Source organism: Polynucleobacter sp. AP-Nickl1-40-C4 (assembly GCF_035012665.1).
In the GTDB taxonomy this organism is placed as follows: domain Bacteria; phylum Pseudomonadota; class Gammaproteobacteria; order Burkholderiales; family Burkholderiaceae; genus Polynucleobacter.
This window is the reverse complement of record NZ_JAYGQR010000006.1, coordinates 48,814-65,142: the sequence shown is the minus strand read 5'-3', so window position 1 is coordinate 65,142 and position 16,329 is coordinate 48,814. Positions and strand designations below refer to the sequence as shown.

Here is a 16,329-nt window from a genome sequence, read left to right as displayed (position 1 = left end):
TGAATCACATGAATGCACCAGAAGCACTATTCCCCGCCAATTGGACCAAAGCCAAAAAGCAAGCAGACCTCATCAAACTAGCCAAATCTATTTTGCTCGAACCAACCGGCTTATCCGAGCAAGATTTGCACGGCACCTTTGGCAACCTATTTGCCCATCGCCTTGATGATGCAGATCTTTACTTCCAACATACTCGGAGTGAAAGTTGGAGTCTTGAAGAGGGTATCGTTAAATCCGGCAGCTTTAATATTGATCAAGGCGTTGGTGTGCGCGCTATCTATGGCGATAAGACGGCTTTCGCTTATTCGGATGAGATTAATTTAGAAGCATTAAATAAAGCAGCCAAAGCTACTCGAGTAATTGGGCCAGAGGGTGGCAAGCAAGCGGTTGCAAGCAAGCTGTTTAACCCCGTATCCAATAAGCTCTACTCGGATGTGAATCCTTTAGATTCTCTTGAGCCCAAAGAAAAAATCGCGCTTCTGGAAAGCATAGAACGTCGCGCTAAAGCACGTGACCCACGGATCATCCAAGTGATGGCCAGTCTGGCTGGGGAATTTGATGTTGTATTGGTTGTGCGTGCAGACGGCTTGTTAGCGGCAGATGTACGCCCACTAGTACGCGTTTCGGTACACGTTATTGCAGAACAGAATGGTCGACGTGAATCAGGCTCTTCTGGCGGCGGTGCACGTCATGACTATCTTTACTTTAATACTGATTTGATTAATCGCTATGTCGATGAGGCTGTTGACGGAGCCCTAGTAAATCTGGAATCGCGCCCAGCGCCTGCTGGTCCAATGACAGTTGTAATGGGACCAGGCTGGCCTGGCGTTCTATTGCATGAGGCAGTAGGTCATGGTCTCGAAGGTGACTTTAATCGCAAAGGATCCTCTGCTTTTGCTGGTCGCATTGGACAACGTGTTGCAGCTAAAGGTGTCACCGTTGTGGATGATGGAACTTTATCTGGACGCAGAGGCTCTCTGAATATCGATGACGAAGGTACTCCCACTCAATGCACCACCTTAATTGAAGACGGCATATTGAAAGGTTACATTCAGGACAGCCTGAATGCCCGACTCATGAATATGCCCCTCACCGGCAATGGTCGCCGTGAAAGTTTTGCTTCGCTGCCAATGCCGCGCATGACAAATACCTATATGTTGGCCGGTAAAGAGGATCCTCAAGAAATTGTCGCCAGCATCAAGCGCGGTTTATACGCAGTGAACTTTGGTGGTGGTCAGGTTGATATCACTAGTGGCAAATTTGTGTTTTCTGCTTCAGAGGCCTACTGGGTTGAGAACGGCAAAATTCAATATCCCGTCAAAGGCGCGACCATTATTGGTAGCGGGCCAGAATCCCTAAAACAGGTTTCTATGATCGGAAATGACCTGAAATTAGACGGTGGGGTTGGGGTTTGTGGCAAGGAAGGGCAAAGTGTTCCAGTCGGGGTTGGGCAGCCTACCCTGAGGATTGATAGCCTGACTGTGGGTGGGACTGCCTAATACTGGCTAATTACGGCTTAAAATAGTCGGATGAGCCAACAAAATACGAATCCCGCCAATTGGTACTCTGCTGTCGACAAGACTTCAGATACTGACGATCAACGCATTGACAACATTTCTGTTCTGCCTCCGCCAGAGCATTTAATCCGTTTCTTTCCGATTTCTGGAACACCTACTGAAGCGTTGATCAGCAACACTCGCAAAAAGATCCGCGACATTATTCATGGCAAAGATGACCGCTTACTCGTGATCATCGGACCATGCTCCATTCATGACCCAAAAGCAGCGTTGGAATATTGCCAACGCCTCTTAGCTGAGCGCGAGCGTTTTGCCGGTGAATTAGAAATTGTGATGCGCGTGTATTTTGAAAAGCCACGCACTACTGTTGGCTGGAAGGGTTTGATTAACGACCCGTATCTGGATGAAAGCTATCGCATCGAAGAAGGTCTTCGCCTTGCGCGTCAGGTGTTAATGGAAATTAATCGCCTTGGCATGCCTGCTGGTAGCGAATTCTTAGATGTGATTTCTCCGCAATATATTGCGGATCTGATTTCATGGGGTGCTATTGGTGCGCGTACTACTGAGAGCCAAGTTCACCGCGAACTTGCATCTGGCCTATCCGCACCTATCGGATTTAAGAACGGTACTGATGGCAACATCAAAATTGCTACCGATGCGATTCAAGCAGCAGGTCGCCCTCATCATTTCTTATCCGTTCATAAAAATGGTCAAGTATCGGTTGTGGAAACTAAAGGCAATAAAGATTGCCACGTGATTTTGCGTGGTGGCAAAGAGCCAAACTATGAAGCTCATTTTGTGCAAGCGGCCTGCTCTGAGCTAGAGGCAGCCAAGCTTCCAGCCAGTTTGATGGTTGATTTATCCCATGCCAATTCAAGTAAGAAGCATGAGCGTCAGATTGTGGTTGCTGACGATGTGGCGCAGCAAATTGAGTCTGGCTCACACCAGATTTTTGGCGTGATGGTTGAGAGTCATTTAAATGATGGTGCTCAGAAATTTACGCCAGGAAAAGATGACCCAAGTAAATTGGAATACGGCAAGAGCATTACGGATGCCTGCATCAACTGGGATGACTCTGTGAAGGTACTAGAGCGTCTAGCTACAGCCGTTAAGAAACGTAGAAGCAAGAAAAAGTAATACTGCAGTATTTTTTAAGTACTACTGATAAAAGAGACTAATTTATTTAGTCTCTTTTTTTTCATGCTTCCACAACACATCCGAACCGCCAGCCGCACGATTCAAAATACGTGCAAGCACAAAGAGCAAATCAGATAGGCGGTTGACATATTGACGAGGGGAATCATATAAAGGCTCTTCCCAACCCAAGCGAACAATCGAACGCTCTGCCCTGCGACATACGGTGCGACAAACATGCGCTTGAGCGGCAGCGCGAGTCCCGCCCGGCAAAATGAATTCAGTCAAAGGGGGTAATTGTTTGTTGTATTTTTCGAGCCAAACATCTAGCTGCGCTACATGCTCAGGATTGAGCAGTTTGTAATTAGGGATGCAAAGTTCACCCCCTAAATCGAATAAATCATGCTGCACCTGCAGAAAAAGCTCCTGTAATTCAGCAGAAATGCTCGCTGGGATCTCCTCAGTCATTAAAACCCCGATTTCTGAGTTCAGCTCATCTATATCGCCCATGGCGCAGACCCGAAGGTGATCCTTCTCTACGCGACTTCCGTCACCCAAGCCCGTCATTCCTGCGTCACCGGTTCTAGTGGCGATTTTTGATAGTCGATTTCCCATAAGCTTAATTATAGGTAAATGGCTAAAATGATTCTTATGAATATGGTGACCCCACCCCCCGAATTAGCCGCTATTAGCGCCCTTCAGTCCAAATTGGTTGCGGCCTTGCGCCCAATCCTGCCGGAACATGCCCTTCTATGGGAGCCAGAAGACACCATTCCCTATGAATGTGATGGTCTGGCCGCTTACCGTCGGATGCCTTTGGCAGTAGCTCTGCCAGAAACAGAAGGGCAAGTTACCCAAATTTTGAAGATTTGCTATGCAATGCAAATCCCCGTAGTGCCTCGCGGATCGGGAACTGGTCTCTCGGGTGGTGCAATGCCTATTTCTCAGGGGTTGGTACTGTCATTAGCCAAGCTCAAGAAAATTGTCAGCATTGATCCATTTACCCGCACTGCAGTTGTTCAACCTGGCGTGCGCAATCTTGCTATTTCTGAAGCAGTTGCCCATCTTGGCTTGTATTACGCTCCAGACCCCTCCTCTCAGATTGCCTGTTCAATTGGTGGCAACGTCAATGAAAACTCCGGTGGTGTGCACTGTCTTAAATATGGGCTTACTCTGCACAACGTTCTTCGCGTGCGTGCAATCCTCATGAATGGTGAGATTGTTGAATTTGGCGGCTTAGCGCCAGATGCGCCTGGACTTGATTTACTCGCGATCATGATGGGCAGCGAAGGCATGCTCGCAGTGGTTACTGAAGTCACCGTCAAGTTAGTGGCTAAACCAAAATTAGCTCGAGTGATCATGGCGAGTTTTGATGATATCGAAAAAGGTGGCAACGCAGTTGCTGCCATCATTGCAGCCGGTATTATTCCTGCTGGTTTGGAGATGATGGACAAAGCTACCACCCGCGCCGTAGAGGAATTTGTGCATGCAGGCTATGACTTAGACGCTGCAGCTATTTTGCTCTGCGAATCTGATGGCACTCCTGAAGAAGTAGCTGAAGAAATTGAACGCATGACTAAAGTACTCGAAGAATCTGGCGCTAGTGGCATTCAGATCTCCAAAGATGAAAGCGAGCGCTTAAAGTTTTGGAGTGGGCGCAAGAATGCCTTCCCTGCTGCAGGTCGGCTGGCAGCTGATTACTACTGTATGGATGGCACTATTCCGCGCCGCCATATTGCTACGCTCCTCAAGCGCATTCAGGGCATGGAAGAAAAGTACGGCCTTGGTTGTTTAAATGTTTTCCATGCGGGTGACGGCAATATGCATCCATTGATTTTATTTAATGGTGCCGATCAAGACGAATGGCATCGCGCAGAAGAATTCGGCACTGAAATATTAGAAGCCTGTGTTGAGCTTGGCGGCACCATCACTGGTGAGCATGGTGTTGGCATTGAAAAAATTAATTCGATGTGTGTTCAGTTTGGTGAAGGTGAGCGCGAATCTTTCTGGGGCGTGAAGAGTGCCTTTGATCCAGAAAAATTACTCAACCCAGACAAAGCTATTCCGACTTTAAGTCGCTGCGCAGAATATGGTCGCATGCGCATTAGCGGCGGCCAATTGCCTCACCCAGAATTGGAGCGCTTCTGATGAGTCACTCCCATCCACAAATTAATGCATTCCAAGAGCAAATTCTCAATGCAGCAAAGAATAAAACCCCGCTCTCGATTGAAGGCGGTGGCACTAAAGCTTGGTATGGCAATCCGAATGGCTATACAAAGCTAGATACACGTACTTACTCCGGTATTTTGGAGTATCAGCCAGAAGAATTAGTCATCACCGCCTGTGCAGGCACTCCGCTAAAAGAAATTGAAGCAGCTCTAAAAGAAAAGAATCAGGTGTTTGCTTTTGAACCACCACACTTTGGTGAACATGCAACCTTTGGTGGTGCAATTGCCGCCGGACTTGCTGGCCCAGGGCGCATTGCTGTGGGCAACTTCCGTGACTTTGTATTGGGTGCTCGCATTATTGATGGCAAAGGCCAAGATCTTTCCTTTGGCGGTAAGGTCATGAAGAACGTAGCGGGATATGACGTCTCTCGTTTACTGCCCGGCTCTTTGGGAACGCTTGCTCTTTTGTTGGAAGCCTCAGTCAAGGTCTTACCTAAACCTGCGGCGACCGCAACCTTACGGTGCCAGATCTCCCAAGAGAAAGCCCTCAAGATATTGAACGAATGGGCTGGACAGCCACTACCTTTATCTGCAAGCTGCTGGATTGGTTCCACTACAGGCGGCGATGGAGAGTTAACTTTCCGTCTTGCGGGTGCCGCAGCCGCGGTTAAAGCCGCAATTCCTCTCATGAGTTCTTTGGTTATGGCTACTGAGGTTAATCCTGAAACCGCAGAACATTTCTGGAATGATTTACGTGAGCAAAAACTTTCTGCATTTGCCAATCTAGGTGCCGATCAAACGCTTTATCGCTTAGCACTCCCTGCAGCCAGTGGGCCAATTACTATCAGTGGTGCCTCGGATGAAATTGTTCTAGAGTGGCATGGTCAACAACGTTGGATTACAGCGCCTGGCGATGATGCTACCTTTAAAGCCATCAAGGCCATTGCTAATTCCCATGGCGGACATGCAACTCGCTTTAAACAGGGTGCCAATGTAGATCCTAGCAATCAGCGCTTTACCTTGCTATCCGAGCAAGCTCACTCCTTTGCCCTTGAGGCAGTGCAAGAACGCCTGAGATCAGCCTTTGATCCTGCAGGTGTATTCGATACTAAACGCCTTCCATAAGTATTTCTATGCAAACTCAACTCGCCCCTCAATTTGCCAACACACCGGAAGGTATCGAGGCAGCCCGCATTCTGGGCAAATGTGTTCACTGTGGTTTTTGTACGGCCACCTGCCCTACCTATCAAATACTAGGTGATGAGTTAGATGGGCCTCGCGGACGCATCTATCTGATTAAGCAGATCGCAGAAGGGCAGGCACCCACTGAAAAGACTCGCCTGCATTTAGATCGCTGTTTAACTTGTCGCAATTGCGAGAGTACTTGCCCGAGCGGTGTTCAATACGGCAACTTAATAGACATTGGTCGCAAGTGGGCAGAAGAAAATACGCCTGAGCGCCCAATCGGCCAACGCTTGACCCGTTGGGCCCTAAAAGAAGGTTTAACTAAGCCCGCTTTATTTAATACGGCTATGACCCTAGGTCGCTTAGTGCGTCCGTTAATGCCAAGCGGCATCAAGCGCAAGATTCCGCTAACTGTTAATAAAGCACTGGCCGATTCCACTGATGCTTACGCAAGACCTACTACAACCCATCAGCGCAAAATGGTTTTACTCGAAGGTTGCGTACAGCCTGGCATGCTCCCAAATATCAATTCAGCAACAGCACGTGTGCTTAACGCGTTAAAGATTCAAATGACTAGTGCGCCCAATGCCACTTGCTGTGGAGCACTACGCTATCACCTTAATGATCAAGCTGGCGGTTTAGATAATGCCAAGCAAAATATTGATGCGTGGTGGCCTTTGGTTGAAAGTGGTGCAGAAGCCATTGTCATGACTGCATCTGGTTGTGGTGTGATGGTGAAGGACTATGGCCATCTCTTTGCAAATGATCCCATCTACGCAGCCAAAGCGAAAAAGATTTCAGATCTGACCAAGGATATTTCTGAAATACTGCCTTCCTTGCAAAATGAGCTGGTGCAGCTGGTAGGTACAGATCCAAAACCAGGCGTCGTATATCACCCGCCTTGCACCTTGCAACACGGCCAACAAATTCGCGGCAAGGTTGAGGGCTTACTTTCTAGTATCGGTATTGGTGTGCGTTTATGTGCGGACAGCCATCTTTGCTGCGGCTCTGCAGGCACTTACTCTGTTACTCAACCAGAACTCTCTGAGCAACTTCGTAAAAATAAGTTAACCCACTTAAATGCCGCCTGCGAGGAATCTGGTGCAGAGGTCATTGTTTCTGGAAACATTGGCTGCATCACCCATCTGCAGCAAGAAGACACCCCAGTAGTGCATTGGATTGAAATCGTAGATCAACTACTTAGCAAATCTTCTAAGGCCTCATGAATTCCATTGTTGTCAATCTGATGCAAGTCAGAGCAAGGATTGAACTTGCTGCCCTAGCAGCAAAGCGTGAGCCGGAAGATATTGAACTTTTAGCTGTTAGCAAAACCTTTCCTGCCGCTGCCGTTGAAGAAGCTATGCATGCTGGTCAATCGGCTTTTGGTGAAAACTATGTGCAAGAGGCCGTTGAAAAAATTGAGAAGTTAGCCAAATTACGCCCTTGGTTGAACTGGCATTTCATTGGACCTTTGCAGAGCAATAAAACCAGAGAAGTAGCCCAACATTTCGATTGGGTTCATAGTGTGGACCGCCTCAAAATTGCAGAACGCCTATCCGCCCAACGTGGCGAGTTTCCAGATTTACCGCCATTGATGGTTTGCGTACAAATCAATGTTAGCGAGGAAGAGAGCAAAAGCGGCATTTCTCTGGTTGAAGTTGAAGAACTCTGTAACGCTATTACCTCTTTACCAAACTTAGTTCTGCGGGGCTTGATGGCAATTCCCGCACCTAATCCAGACCCTGTCTTGCAACGCCAGGCTTTTGCAGCCGTACAAGATTGTTTCAAGCGCATACAAGCCAGCCATTTCACTGAACTTGGTTACCAGTTCTTTGACACCCTTTCGATGGGCATGTCCGATGATTTAGAGGCCGCCATCGCTGAAGGCAGCACTTTAGTTCGCGTTGGTACAGCCATTTTCGGGAAGCGCGATAAGATTAGCAAATGAGCACAAACAAAATCGCACAAAATAATAGCAATGCGCACATCACCTTTGTTGGTGGCGGTAATATGGGGCGCGCCCTCATTAGCGGCCTTCTTGCTAGTGGATTCGAATCCAATCAAATCTCTGTTGTAGAAGCAAATGCTACAACCGCCCTCAAGCTGCACGAAGATTTTGGCGTTCAAGGCATTAGCGCTTTAGAACATATCTCTTTTGACTTCTCTAAAAATAATGTGCTTGTCATGGCGATCAAACCCCAAGACTTCAATGTCGTCGCCAAAGGTTTGGCATCTAAACTTAAGCATGCTAGCGCTCCCGGCCCACTCATTCTGAGCATCGCTGCCGGTATTCGCCTAAAAGATATGAGTCGCTGGCTTGATCACACACGCTGTGCGCGCGCTATGCCCAATACTCCAGCCTTAATTGGTAAAGGGATTACCGGTCTTTTTGCAGATGCAGCTGTAGATCAATCTGACCGCGCCTTAGCTGAAACCATTTGTAATGCGGTAGGTCAAACCGTTTGGGTAAAAGAAGAAAAATTGATGGACGCAGTAACTGCTGTTTCTGGTAGTGGCCCAGCCTATGTCTTTGCATTTTTAGAGGCAATGCAATCTGCTGGGGAGAAGCTCGGTCTTGATACAGAGACGGCTCGCAAGCTGGCGTATGCCACTCTTGAAGGCGCTACACAGCTCGCCCATAACTCTGATGAGCACGCTGGCGTTCTCCGCGAGAGAGTCACTTCAAAAGGCGGAACCACTGCTGCTGCTCTAGATGTCATGAAACAACAAGGTTGGCATGAAATTTTAGAAAAAGCGATTGATGCAGCCAGTCAGCGTGGCAAAACGATGGGCGATGAACTCGGCCAGAGTTAGTTAATACCTAAACCCAGCACAATTCCTATAAATAAAAATCCGCCTAACCAGTTGTTATGGCGGAATGCTTTAAAGCAATTATCTCTATTGCGAGTTGAAACCAACTTCAAGTGATAGATTGCGCAAGCCAATGCAGCGAACCAACCAACTAAATAATAATTGCTTAAGTTGGCTAATTGCGCCACCCATATCTGACTCAGAAAAAGCATCCCGTAGCTTATTGCTATAGCGACGACATCGTACTGACCAAAAGTAATGGCCGATGTTCTCAACCCTAGGCGCAGATCATCATCGCGATCAACCATGGCATAAGCGGTGTCATAAGCAATCGCCCAAAAGATGTTCCCAATAAATAAGAACCAAGCCTCTAGGGGGATGAAATCCAAAATAGCCGCATACGCCATCGGAATGCCAAAGCCAAAGGCAATACCCAAGACAGCTTGAGGCATGACAAAAAAGCGTTTAGTAAAGGGATAGACGAAGGCTACTAGCAAAGCAAGCACGGATAACTGCTTTGTAAATAGGTTCAGGGGCTGAATGAGTAAAAAGGCGAGTAGTGCCAAAATACCAGCTACGGCTACAGCCTCTTTGCCGGAGATTTTTCCACTCGTGACTGGGCGACCTTGGGTCCGTTTAACATGCCGATCAAAATCACGATCAGCATAATCGTTGATTGCGCAGCCCGCACTACGCATCAAAAAAGTACCAACCGTAAAGATCAGCAAAATAGATAAATCAGGCACGCCACTGCTTGCCAACCAAAGAGCCCAGAGCGTAGGCCATAACAGTAATAGCGTACCAATTGGCTTATCTAGCCTGATTAGGTACCCGTAAGAAATAAAACGATCTTTTAAATTCATAAGGTAATTATCAGGCCTTCAGAAATTCAGCTCGAGATCCGAGCCAGCGCTCTAAATGACGCTCTACCAGATCTGCATGCTCAGCGAGTAAGCGCTCAGCCGCCTGTTGAGCCAACTCAATTAACCAGGCGTCGCGTTGCAAATCAACAAAGCGCAACATCGCATCCCCTGATTGCTTTGCGCCCAATAATTCACCCGGACCACGCAGTGATAAATCTCGCTCAGCAATCACAAAACCATCTGAGGTCTCACGTAAAGTTTGTAGACGCTCCTTGGCGGCCATTGAAAGTGGTTCGGCATACATCAAAATACAGACCGAATCCGCAGACCCTCTACCCACGCGCCCGCGTAATTGATGAATCTGGGCATAACCAAAACGCTCAGCATGCTCAATCACCATTAACGCCGCATTAGGTACGTCTACCCCAACCTCAATTACCGTAGTAGCCACTAAGAGCTGAATCTCGTTTGCCTTGAAGGCAGCCATGACTGCCGCTTTTTCTTCTGCTTTTAATCTGCCATGTACCAGGCCAACCTTGAAGTCAGGTAAAGCCTGCGTCAGTTGCTCGAAGCTCTCAACTGCGGTTTGCAATTGCAGCACTTCAGACTCTTCAATGAGAGGGCAAACCCAGTACGCTTGCAACCCCTTGGATAACCAACTTTGCAAACCACCGATCACCTCATCACGGCGACTGGCTTTAACTACCTTGGTAGCAATCGGTTTTCGGCCAGGAGGTAATTCATCGATGACAGAGACATCTAAGTCCGCATAGTAGGTCATCGCTAAAGTGCGTGGTATTGGTGTCGCTGACATCATCAGCTGATGGCAGTAGAACAATTCTGAGCCAACCCGTTGCTGAATCTCTAAACGCTGCCTCACTCCAAAGCGATGTTGCTCATCAATCACTGCGAGGCCAAGTTTGGCAAAGCTCACATTTTCTTGAATAAGAGCATGCGTACCAATAATGAGTTGGGCTTGCCCATTCTCGATCACTTCTTGCGCCAATCGTTTTTCTTTGGCTTTCAGACTCCCTGACAGCCAAGCGATTTTTACCCCCAAAGGTTCAAACCATTCTTTCATTTTGAGGTAGTGCTGCTCAGCCAAGATCTCCGTAGGCGCCATGATGGCTGCTTGATAACCATGATCCATCACCCGCGCTGCAGCTAAAGCAGCCACTACGGTCTTGCCGCTACCCACGTCTCCTTGTAGAAGGCGATTCATCGGAAATGATTGAGATAGATCATTACTAATTTCAGACCAAACACGATCTTGAGCATTAGTTAATTTAAAAGGCAATACCTTTAACAAACCCCCTTCAAGGCTTTGTTTCTTTGCCCTTGGAAAGCTTGGTGCATGCCGCTCCCGACGAATCGCATGGGCACGCTTTAACGAAATTTGCTGAGCAAGGAGTTCCTCAAACTGCACTCGACGCCAAGCAGGATGAGTACGCTCTAGCAATGCTTGGGTATTTGCATCAGCAGGTGGTTGATGCAAATAGGTAATCGCCGCTTGCAAGTTTGGCCAATCATGACTAGGCAGTAACTCTGCCATCAGTTCTTTGGGCAAGAACTCAGCCAGACTATCTTGCAGGCTTGGGTCACGTAAGGCTTGAGACACTGCCTTACGAATAATGGTTTGCGAGACTCCAACACTTGCTGGATAAACTGGAGTCAAACTAACGGGCAAAGGTGCATCTGGAGCGACAGCTCTCACCGTAGGGTGCACCATCTCTGGACCCTGAAAACCTTCACGCACTTCACCGCGGACTCGAATATTGACCCCAACAGCCATTTGTTTTTGCTGGCTAGGATAGAAGTTCAGGAAACGCAGATTTAAGGTTTCAGTTTCATCCTCAATAGTGACTATCATCTGCCTTCTGGGTCTAAATAAGACCTGATTACGAATAACTGCACCTTGAGTCTGAGCGGAGTTAAATCGACCCTGATGTATTGCCTCCTCGATAGTGAGCAGCTCGGTCTCATCCTCGTAACGGGATGGCAAGTGCAAAGCAAGGGCCATAGGGGTATCTAAACCCATCTTTTGGAGTGTGCTTGACGCTTGTTTAGTAGTCATCGTTAAAATCTAATACCTGATGGTAATGCTATGCAACTCTCCGACTTTAATTACGAACTCCCACCCGAGCTAATCGCCCAACATCCCTTGGCGAATAGAACCGATAGCCGCCTCTTAGAGGTCAAGGCTGATGAGCCAAATCACGTCCAATTGGTAGATCGACAGTTTAAGGACATTCTGAGCATTGTTCAGCCCGGGGACTTATTAGTCTTTAATGACACCAAGGTTATTCCTGCGCGCTTACACGGCAAAAAGGAAACTGGCGGGAACGTGGAGCTGCTCATTGAACGCATTAGCGGTGAAAAGCAGGCTTGGGTACAAATTAGAGCCTCCAAGGTACCTAAGACTGGAACCACTGTTCATATTCACAATCAGGCTGGCGAAACCTTTCCTGTAGAGATGATTGGGTATGACGGACGTTTTTATGAGGTGCGCTTTCCGGAGAATGTGTTTTCTTTGCTTGAGCGTTTTGGTGAGCTCCCATTGCCCCCCTATATTGAGCATCAACCTGATGGAGAAGACGCGCAGCGTTATCAAACGGTAGTTGCCAAAAATCCAGGGGCGGTAGCTGCCCCAACAGCAGGCTTACATTTTGATGAATCTATCTTGCAAGAACTCAAGAAGTTAGGCGTTCATCAAGCGGCCGTCACATTACATGTGGGAGCCGGAACATTTACGCCCGTGCGTGAAGAAGATCTTTCAAAACATAAGATGCACTACGAATGGTTCTCTATTCCCAATGCGACATTAGAAGCCATTGAGACTACCAAGAAAAATGGTGGCAAAATTGTTGCGGTAGGCACTACCAGTCTGCGCGCACTAGAGAGTCAGGCTGCTAGCAGGCAAAATAGCGGCGAGACCAATCTCTTTATTACCCCCGGCTACCAATTTAAAACCGTAGATTGTTTGCTTACGAACTTTCATCTGCCAAAATCTACCTTATTAATGTTGGTCAGTGCTTTTGCGGGAATGGAAAACATTCGCGCCGCTTATCAACATGCCATTCATCAGAAGTATCGTTTCTTCAGCTATGGAGATGCGATGTTTCTATGTCGACTCGAGAATCCAAAGTTATGACCAAACCTGTTCACTTCAATATCCTGGCACGCGACTCGCAAAGCCCAGCTCGCCTTGGTCAGCTTGACCTTCCACATGGCAGCGTGCAAACACCAATCTTCATGCCCGTGGGAACGTATGGCACCGTCAAGGCAATGACACCGCGTGATTTGAATGAAGCCAAAGCCCAAATTATTTTAGGCAATACCTTTCATCTCTGGTTAAGGCCGGGATTAGATGTGATTAAAAAACATGGTGGCTTGCATCGTTTTATGGGTTGGGACAAACCGATCCTCACTGACTCTGGCGGCTTTCAGGTATTTAGTTTGGGCGCGCTGCGCAAGATCTCTGAAGAGGGCGTGACCTTTGCATCTCCAATCAATGGCGACAAATTATTTATGTCTCCAGAAGTGTCAATGGAAATTCAGGCGGTTCTCAATAGCGATATCGCGATGCAGTTTGATGAATGCACTCCTTATGAAATCAAAGGTCAACCCACTTCTGAAAAAACAGCTCGTGCATCACTAGAGATGTCTTTGCGCTGGGGCGATCGCTCTCTCAAGCGTTTTCGCGAACTGAATACAGGCAACGGACTCTTTGGCATTGTCCAAGGCGGCATGTTTGAGAATCTGCGTGAATTTTCTTTAGATGCCGTAAGTCAGCAAGGTTTTGATGGGATTGCTATTGGTGGCTTATCAGTTGGAGAGCCTAAACCCGAGTTTGAGCGGATTCTCAATTTCACTGCACCCAAATTGCCAGAACATATGCCTCATTATTTAATGGGCGTTGGCACTCCAGAAGATCTGATATTGGGCGTTAGCCTAGGCATTGATATGTTCGATTGCGTGATGCCAACCCGCAACGCCCGCAATGGCTGGCTCTTTACCCGCTTTGGCGACCTAAAGCTCCGTAATTCTGGGTACAAGGACGATGATCGCCCAGTAGACCCTACCTGCGCCTGCTATACCTGCCAAAACTTCACCAGATCCTATTTAAATCACCTCCAAAAGGCGAATGAGATCCTAGGGTCCCAGCTAAACACCATTCATAACCTGTCCTACTACCTCCAGCTAATGACTGAGGTCCGCGAGGCTCTCAGCAAAGACCGCTTTAGCGCCTATCGTGAGGAATTTCATAGCAATCGCCAGCGTGGTGTTGAGCCTGGACAGGACTAATAGCCCTACAGAGGGCAAAACCCCCTGTAAATCACCTCCAAAGCCCCACACAGTTTAGAATTGCGGGTTACGGCCATCGGTTTAAAGGTCGAAAAATATCGCAGTTTTTAATTGGTAATTAACGGAGGTTTTGTATGTGGATTAGTAACGCTTTTGCCCAAGCTCCTGCAGCGGGCGCAGATTCCAGTGGCTTGATGAGCTTTCTCCCTTTGATTTTGATGTTTGCAGTTTTGTACTTCATCATGATTCGCCCACAAATGAAGCGTCAAAAAGAAACTAAGGTAATGCTCGAGTCATTAGGCGTTGGCGATGAAGTTGTTACTGTTGGCGGCATCATGGGCAAAGTAACGGCATTGAAAGACCAAATAGTTACCGTTGAAATTTCTGCTGGCACTGAAGTGCACATGCAAAAAGGTGCCATCACTACAGTATTGCCAAAAGGCACTCTGAAGTCTGCTTAATTTATTTGTTTAAAAGTATCTCAATATGAATCGCTACCCTCTCTGGAAATATCTAGTCATTGCCGTTGCATTACTGATCGGCGGACTATATTCATTGCCCAATTTCTATGGTGAGGCTCCAGCGGTTCAAGTCTCGTCTGCCAAGCCAACCATCAAGGTTGATTTGGCAACGCAGGCTCGTGTCGAAAAGATTCTTGCAGAAGCCAACATTAATAACACCGGTCTCTTCTTCGAAGTCGCTGGCAATGTAGGCTCGATCAAAGTTCGCTTCAATAACACTGACATTCAGTTGCGCGCACGCGATCTATTGCAGCAGAAATTAAATGTAGATCAAAATGATCCCAACTACACTGTTGCCTTAAACCTGCTGTCTAATACACCGGGCTGGTTAAGTGCAATCAATGCATTACCAATGCCACTAGGCCTTGATTTGCGTGGCGGTGTCTATTTCCTCTTGCAAGTGGATATGAAGGGGGCAGTCCAGAAAAAAGTGACTTCCTTGGCAGGCGATATTCGCAGTCAATTACGCGATAAGAGCATCAGGCATCAAGGTATTGAACGTGGCGCTGACTTTATCTCCATTAACTTCGCCAATGTCGAAGATGCAGATCAAGCGCGCGCAGTACTTACAACGGGGCAACCTGAGCTCATTTGGTTAATCAAATCCAATGGCTCTTTACCTAAATTAGTGGGTGAATTTAAGCCAGCTGCTCTCAAGGCCATTCAAGATAACGCCGTCAAACAAAATATCATCACCCTCAATAAGCGCGTCAATGAATTAGCGGTTAAAGAGCCAGTGATTCAACAACAAGGTGCTGAGCGCATTGTGGTGCAGTTACCTGGCGTACAAGATACCGCTCGTGCCAAAGACATCATCGGTCGCACAGCAACTCTAGAGTCTCGCTTAGCTGACCCCTTGGCGTCTACCATCAGCTTAGGCGAAACCCCTCCTCCAGGCATGGATACTTTCCGCTTTGGTGAAAATCGCTTGGGTGTATTTAAAAAATCAGTCATCTTCAGTGGTGATCGCATTACCGATGCTAGTGCTGGCTTTGACCAAAACCAACGCCCAGCAGTAAACATCTCCCTGGATGCCGCTGGTGGTCGCGTCATGCAAGAAGTGACTCGCGAAAATATCGGCAAGCCGATGGGCATGATCTTATTTGAAAAGGGTAAAGGTGAAGTGCTCACCATCGCCACCATTCAAAGTGAGTTTGGCTCTAAGTTCCAGATCACTGGTCAGCCAACTACCGAGAGCGCTAATGACTTAGCCCTGCTCTTGCGCGCTGGATCATTAGCGGCACCAATGGAAATCATTGAAGAACGCACTATTGGACCAAGCCTTGGCGCAGAAAATATTGAGAAGGGCTTTAAGTCGCTCTTGATCGGCTTTACTGCGATCGCGATTTTCATGATGGTCTACTACTTACTGTTTGGCACTTTCTCCGTTGTCGCTTTGGCGGTGAACTTGCTCTTGCTCATCTCAGTGCTATCGATGCTGCAAGCCACGCTCACCTTGCCGGGCATCGCTGCGATGGCCTTGGCTCTGGGTATGGCTATTGACTCCAACGTGTTGATTAACGAACGTATTCGTGAAGAGTTACGTAACGGAGCTTCACCACAAACAGCCATTTCTGTCGGCTTTGATAAAGCTTGGGCAACAATCCTGGACTCTAACGTAACAACCTTAATTGCTGGTCTGGCCTTGTTAGCATTTGGATCTGGCCCTATCAAAGGCTTCGCAGTGGTTCACTGCTTAGGTATTCTGACTTCAATGTTCTCGGCTGTCTTCTTCTCACGTGGCCTTGTTAACCTCTGGTACGGCAGACATAAGAAGATTCAAAAACTCGCTATCGGCCAAGTTTGGCGTCCACAGGAGAAATAA

The 16,329-nt window shown here is 47.6% G+C and carries 14 protein-coding genes; 11 read left to right on the top strand and 3 right to left on the bottom strand.

What is annotated here, in order from left to right; genetic code table 11:
• Positions 1-8 precede the first annotated feature (8 nt).
• Together tldD and VC182_RS07925 are read left to right on the top strand one after the other, a co-directional pair.
• The gene (tldD, locus tag VC182_RS07930; protein ID WP_255538546.1) at positions 9-1,499 is read left to right on the top strand and encodes a metalloprotease TldD; all 1,491 of its coding nucleotides are present in this window, start codon (positions 9-11) and stop codon (positions 1,497-1,499) included.
• Between the two features lie 30 nt (positions 1,500-1,529).
• Positions 1,530-2,654 (top strand): 3-deoxy-7-phosphoheptulonate synthase, encoded by a 1,125-nt coding sequence (locus tag VC182_RS07925; RefSeq protein ID WP_072582809.1) that lies wholly within the window; start codon positions 1,530-1,532, stop codon positions 2,652-2,654.
• 42 nt (positions 2,655-2,696) lie between these two features.
• On the opposite strand, the gene VC182_RS07920 is transcribed toward VC182_RS07925, so the two are convergent.
• Positions 2,697-3,266 carry a cob(I)yrinic acid a,c-diamide adenosyltransferase gene (locus tag VC182_RS07920; RefSeq protein WP_072582808.1) on the bottom strand — a complete coding sequence of 190 codons (570 nt, stop codon included), beginning with the start codon at positions 3,264-3,266 and terminating at the stop codon, positions 2,697-2,699.
• Positions 3,267-3,308: 42 nt separating this feature from the next.
• Between VC182_RS07920 and VC182_RS07915 the strand changes: the two genes are divergently transcribed.
• The 5 genes from VC182_RS07915 to proC are packed head-to-tail and all read left to right on the top strand — an operon-like array spanning position 3,309 to position 8,818.
• Entirely contained in the window at positions 3,309-4,799 is a 1,491-nt protein-coding gene (locus VC182_RS07915) for an FAD-linked oxidase C-terminal domain-containing protein (protein WP_072582911.1), read from the top strand.
• Positions 4,799-5,944, top strand: a complete 1,146-nt coding sequence (gene glcE, locus VC182_RS07910; protein WP_323484996.1) for a glycolate oxidase subunit GlcE — start codon at positions 4,799-4,801, stop codon at positions 5,942-5,944. The genes VC182_RS07915 and glcE overlap by 1 nt, the downstream gene beginning before the upstream one ends.
• An 8-nt stretch (positions 5,945-5,952) precedes the next feature.
• Positions 5,953-7,230 carry a glycolate oxidase subunit GlcF gene (gene glcF / locus VC182_RS07905; RefSeq protein WP_323484995.1) on the top strand — a complete coding sequence of 426 codons (1,278 nt, stop codon included), beginning with the start codon at positions 5,953-5,955 and terminating at the stop codon, positions 7,228-7,230.
• Positions 7,227-7,952, top strand: coding sequence for a YggS family pyridoxal phosphate-dependent enzyme (locus VC182_RS07900; protein WP_072582805.1), 726 nt, complete (start codon positions 7,227-7,229; stop codon positions 7,950-7,952). Before glcF ends, VC182_RS07900 begins: the two co-directional genes overlap by 4 nt.
• On the top strand, positions 7,949-8,818 hold the full coding sequence (gene proC / locus VC182_RS07895; protein ID WP_072582804.1) for a pyrroline-5-carboxylate reductase: 870 nt from the start codon (positions 7,949-7,951) through the stop codon (positions 8,816-8,818). The genes VC182_RS07900 and proC overlap by 4 nt, the downstream gene beginning before the upstream one ends.
• Here proC and ubiA read toward each other — a convergent pair.
• Positions 8,815-9,678, bottom strand: coding sequence for a 4-hydroxybenzoate octaprenyltransferase (gene ubiA / locus VC182_RS07890; RefSeq protein WP_323484994.1), 864 nt, complete (start codon positions 9,676-9,678; stop codon positions 8,815-8,817). The genes proC and ubiA overlap by 4 nt on opposite strands.
• A 10-nt stretch (positions 9,679-9,688) precedes the next feature.
• Complete coding sequence (gene recG, locus VC182_RS07885; protein ID WP_323484993.1) at positions 9,689-11,752, bottom strand: ATP-dependent DNA helicase RecG; 2,064 nt, start codon at positions 11,750-11,752, stop codon at positions 9,689-9,691.
• Between the two features lie 30 nt (positions 11,753-11,782).
• Here recG and queA point away from each other — a divergent pair, with 30 nt between their 5' ends.
• From queA to secD, 4 genes are all read left to right on the top strand, one after another.
• Entirely contained in the window at positions 11,783-12,829 is a 1,047-nt protein-coding gene (gene queA, locus VC182_RS07880; protein WP_323484992.1) for a tRNA preQ1(34) S-adenosylmethionine ribosyltransferase-isomerase QueA, read from the top strand.
• Positions 12,826-13,983 carry a tRNA guanosine(34) transglycosylase Tgt gene (tgt, locus tag VC182_RS07875; protein WP_072582910.1) on the top strand — a complete coding sequence of 386 codons (1,158 nt, stop codon included), beginning with the start codon at positions 12,826-12,828 and terminating at the stop codon, positions 13,981-13,983. The genes queA and tgt overlap by 4 nt, the downstream gene beginning before the upstream one ends.
• 134 nt (positions 13,984-14,117) lie before the next feature.
• Positions 14,118-14,444 (top strand): preprotein translocase subunit YajC, encoded by a 327-nt coding sequence (yajC, locus tag VC182_RS07870; RefSeq protein WP_072582800.1) that lies wholly within the window; start codon positions 14,118-14,120, stop codon positions 14,442-14,444.
• Positions 14,445-14,469: 25 nt separating this feature from the next.
• Positions 14,470-16,329, top strand: coding sequence for a protein translocase subunit SecD (secD, locus tag VC182_RS07865; protein WP_072582799.1), 1,860 nt, complete (start codon positions 14,470-14,472; stop codon positions 16,327-16,329).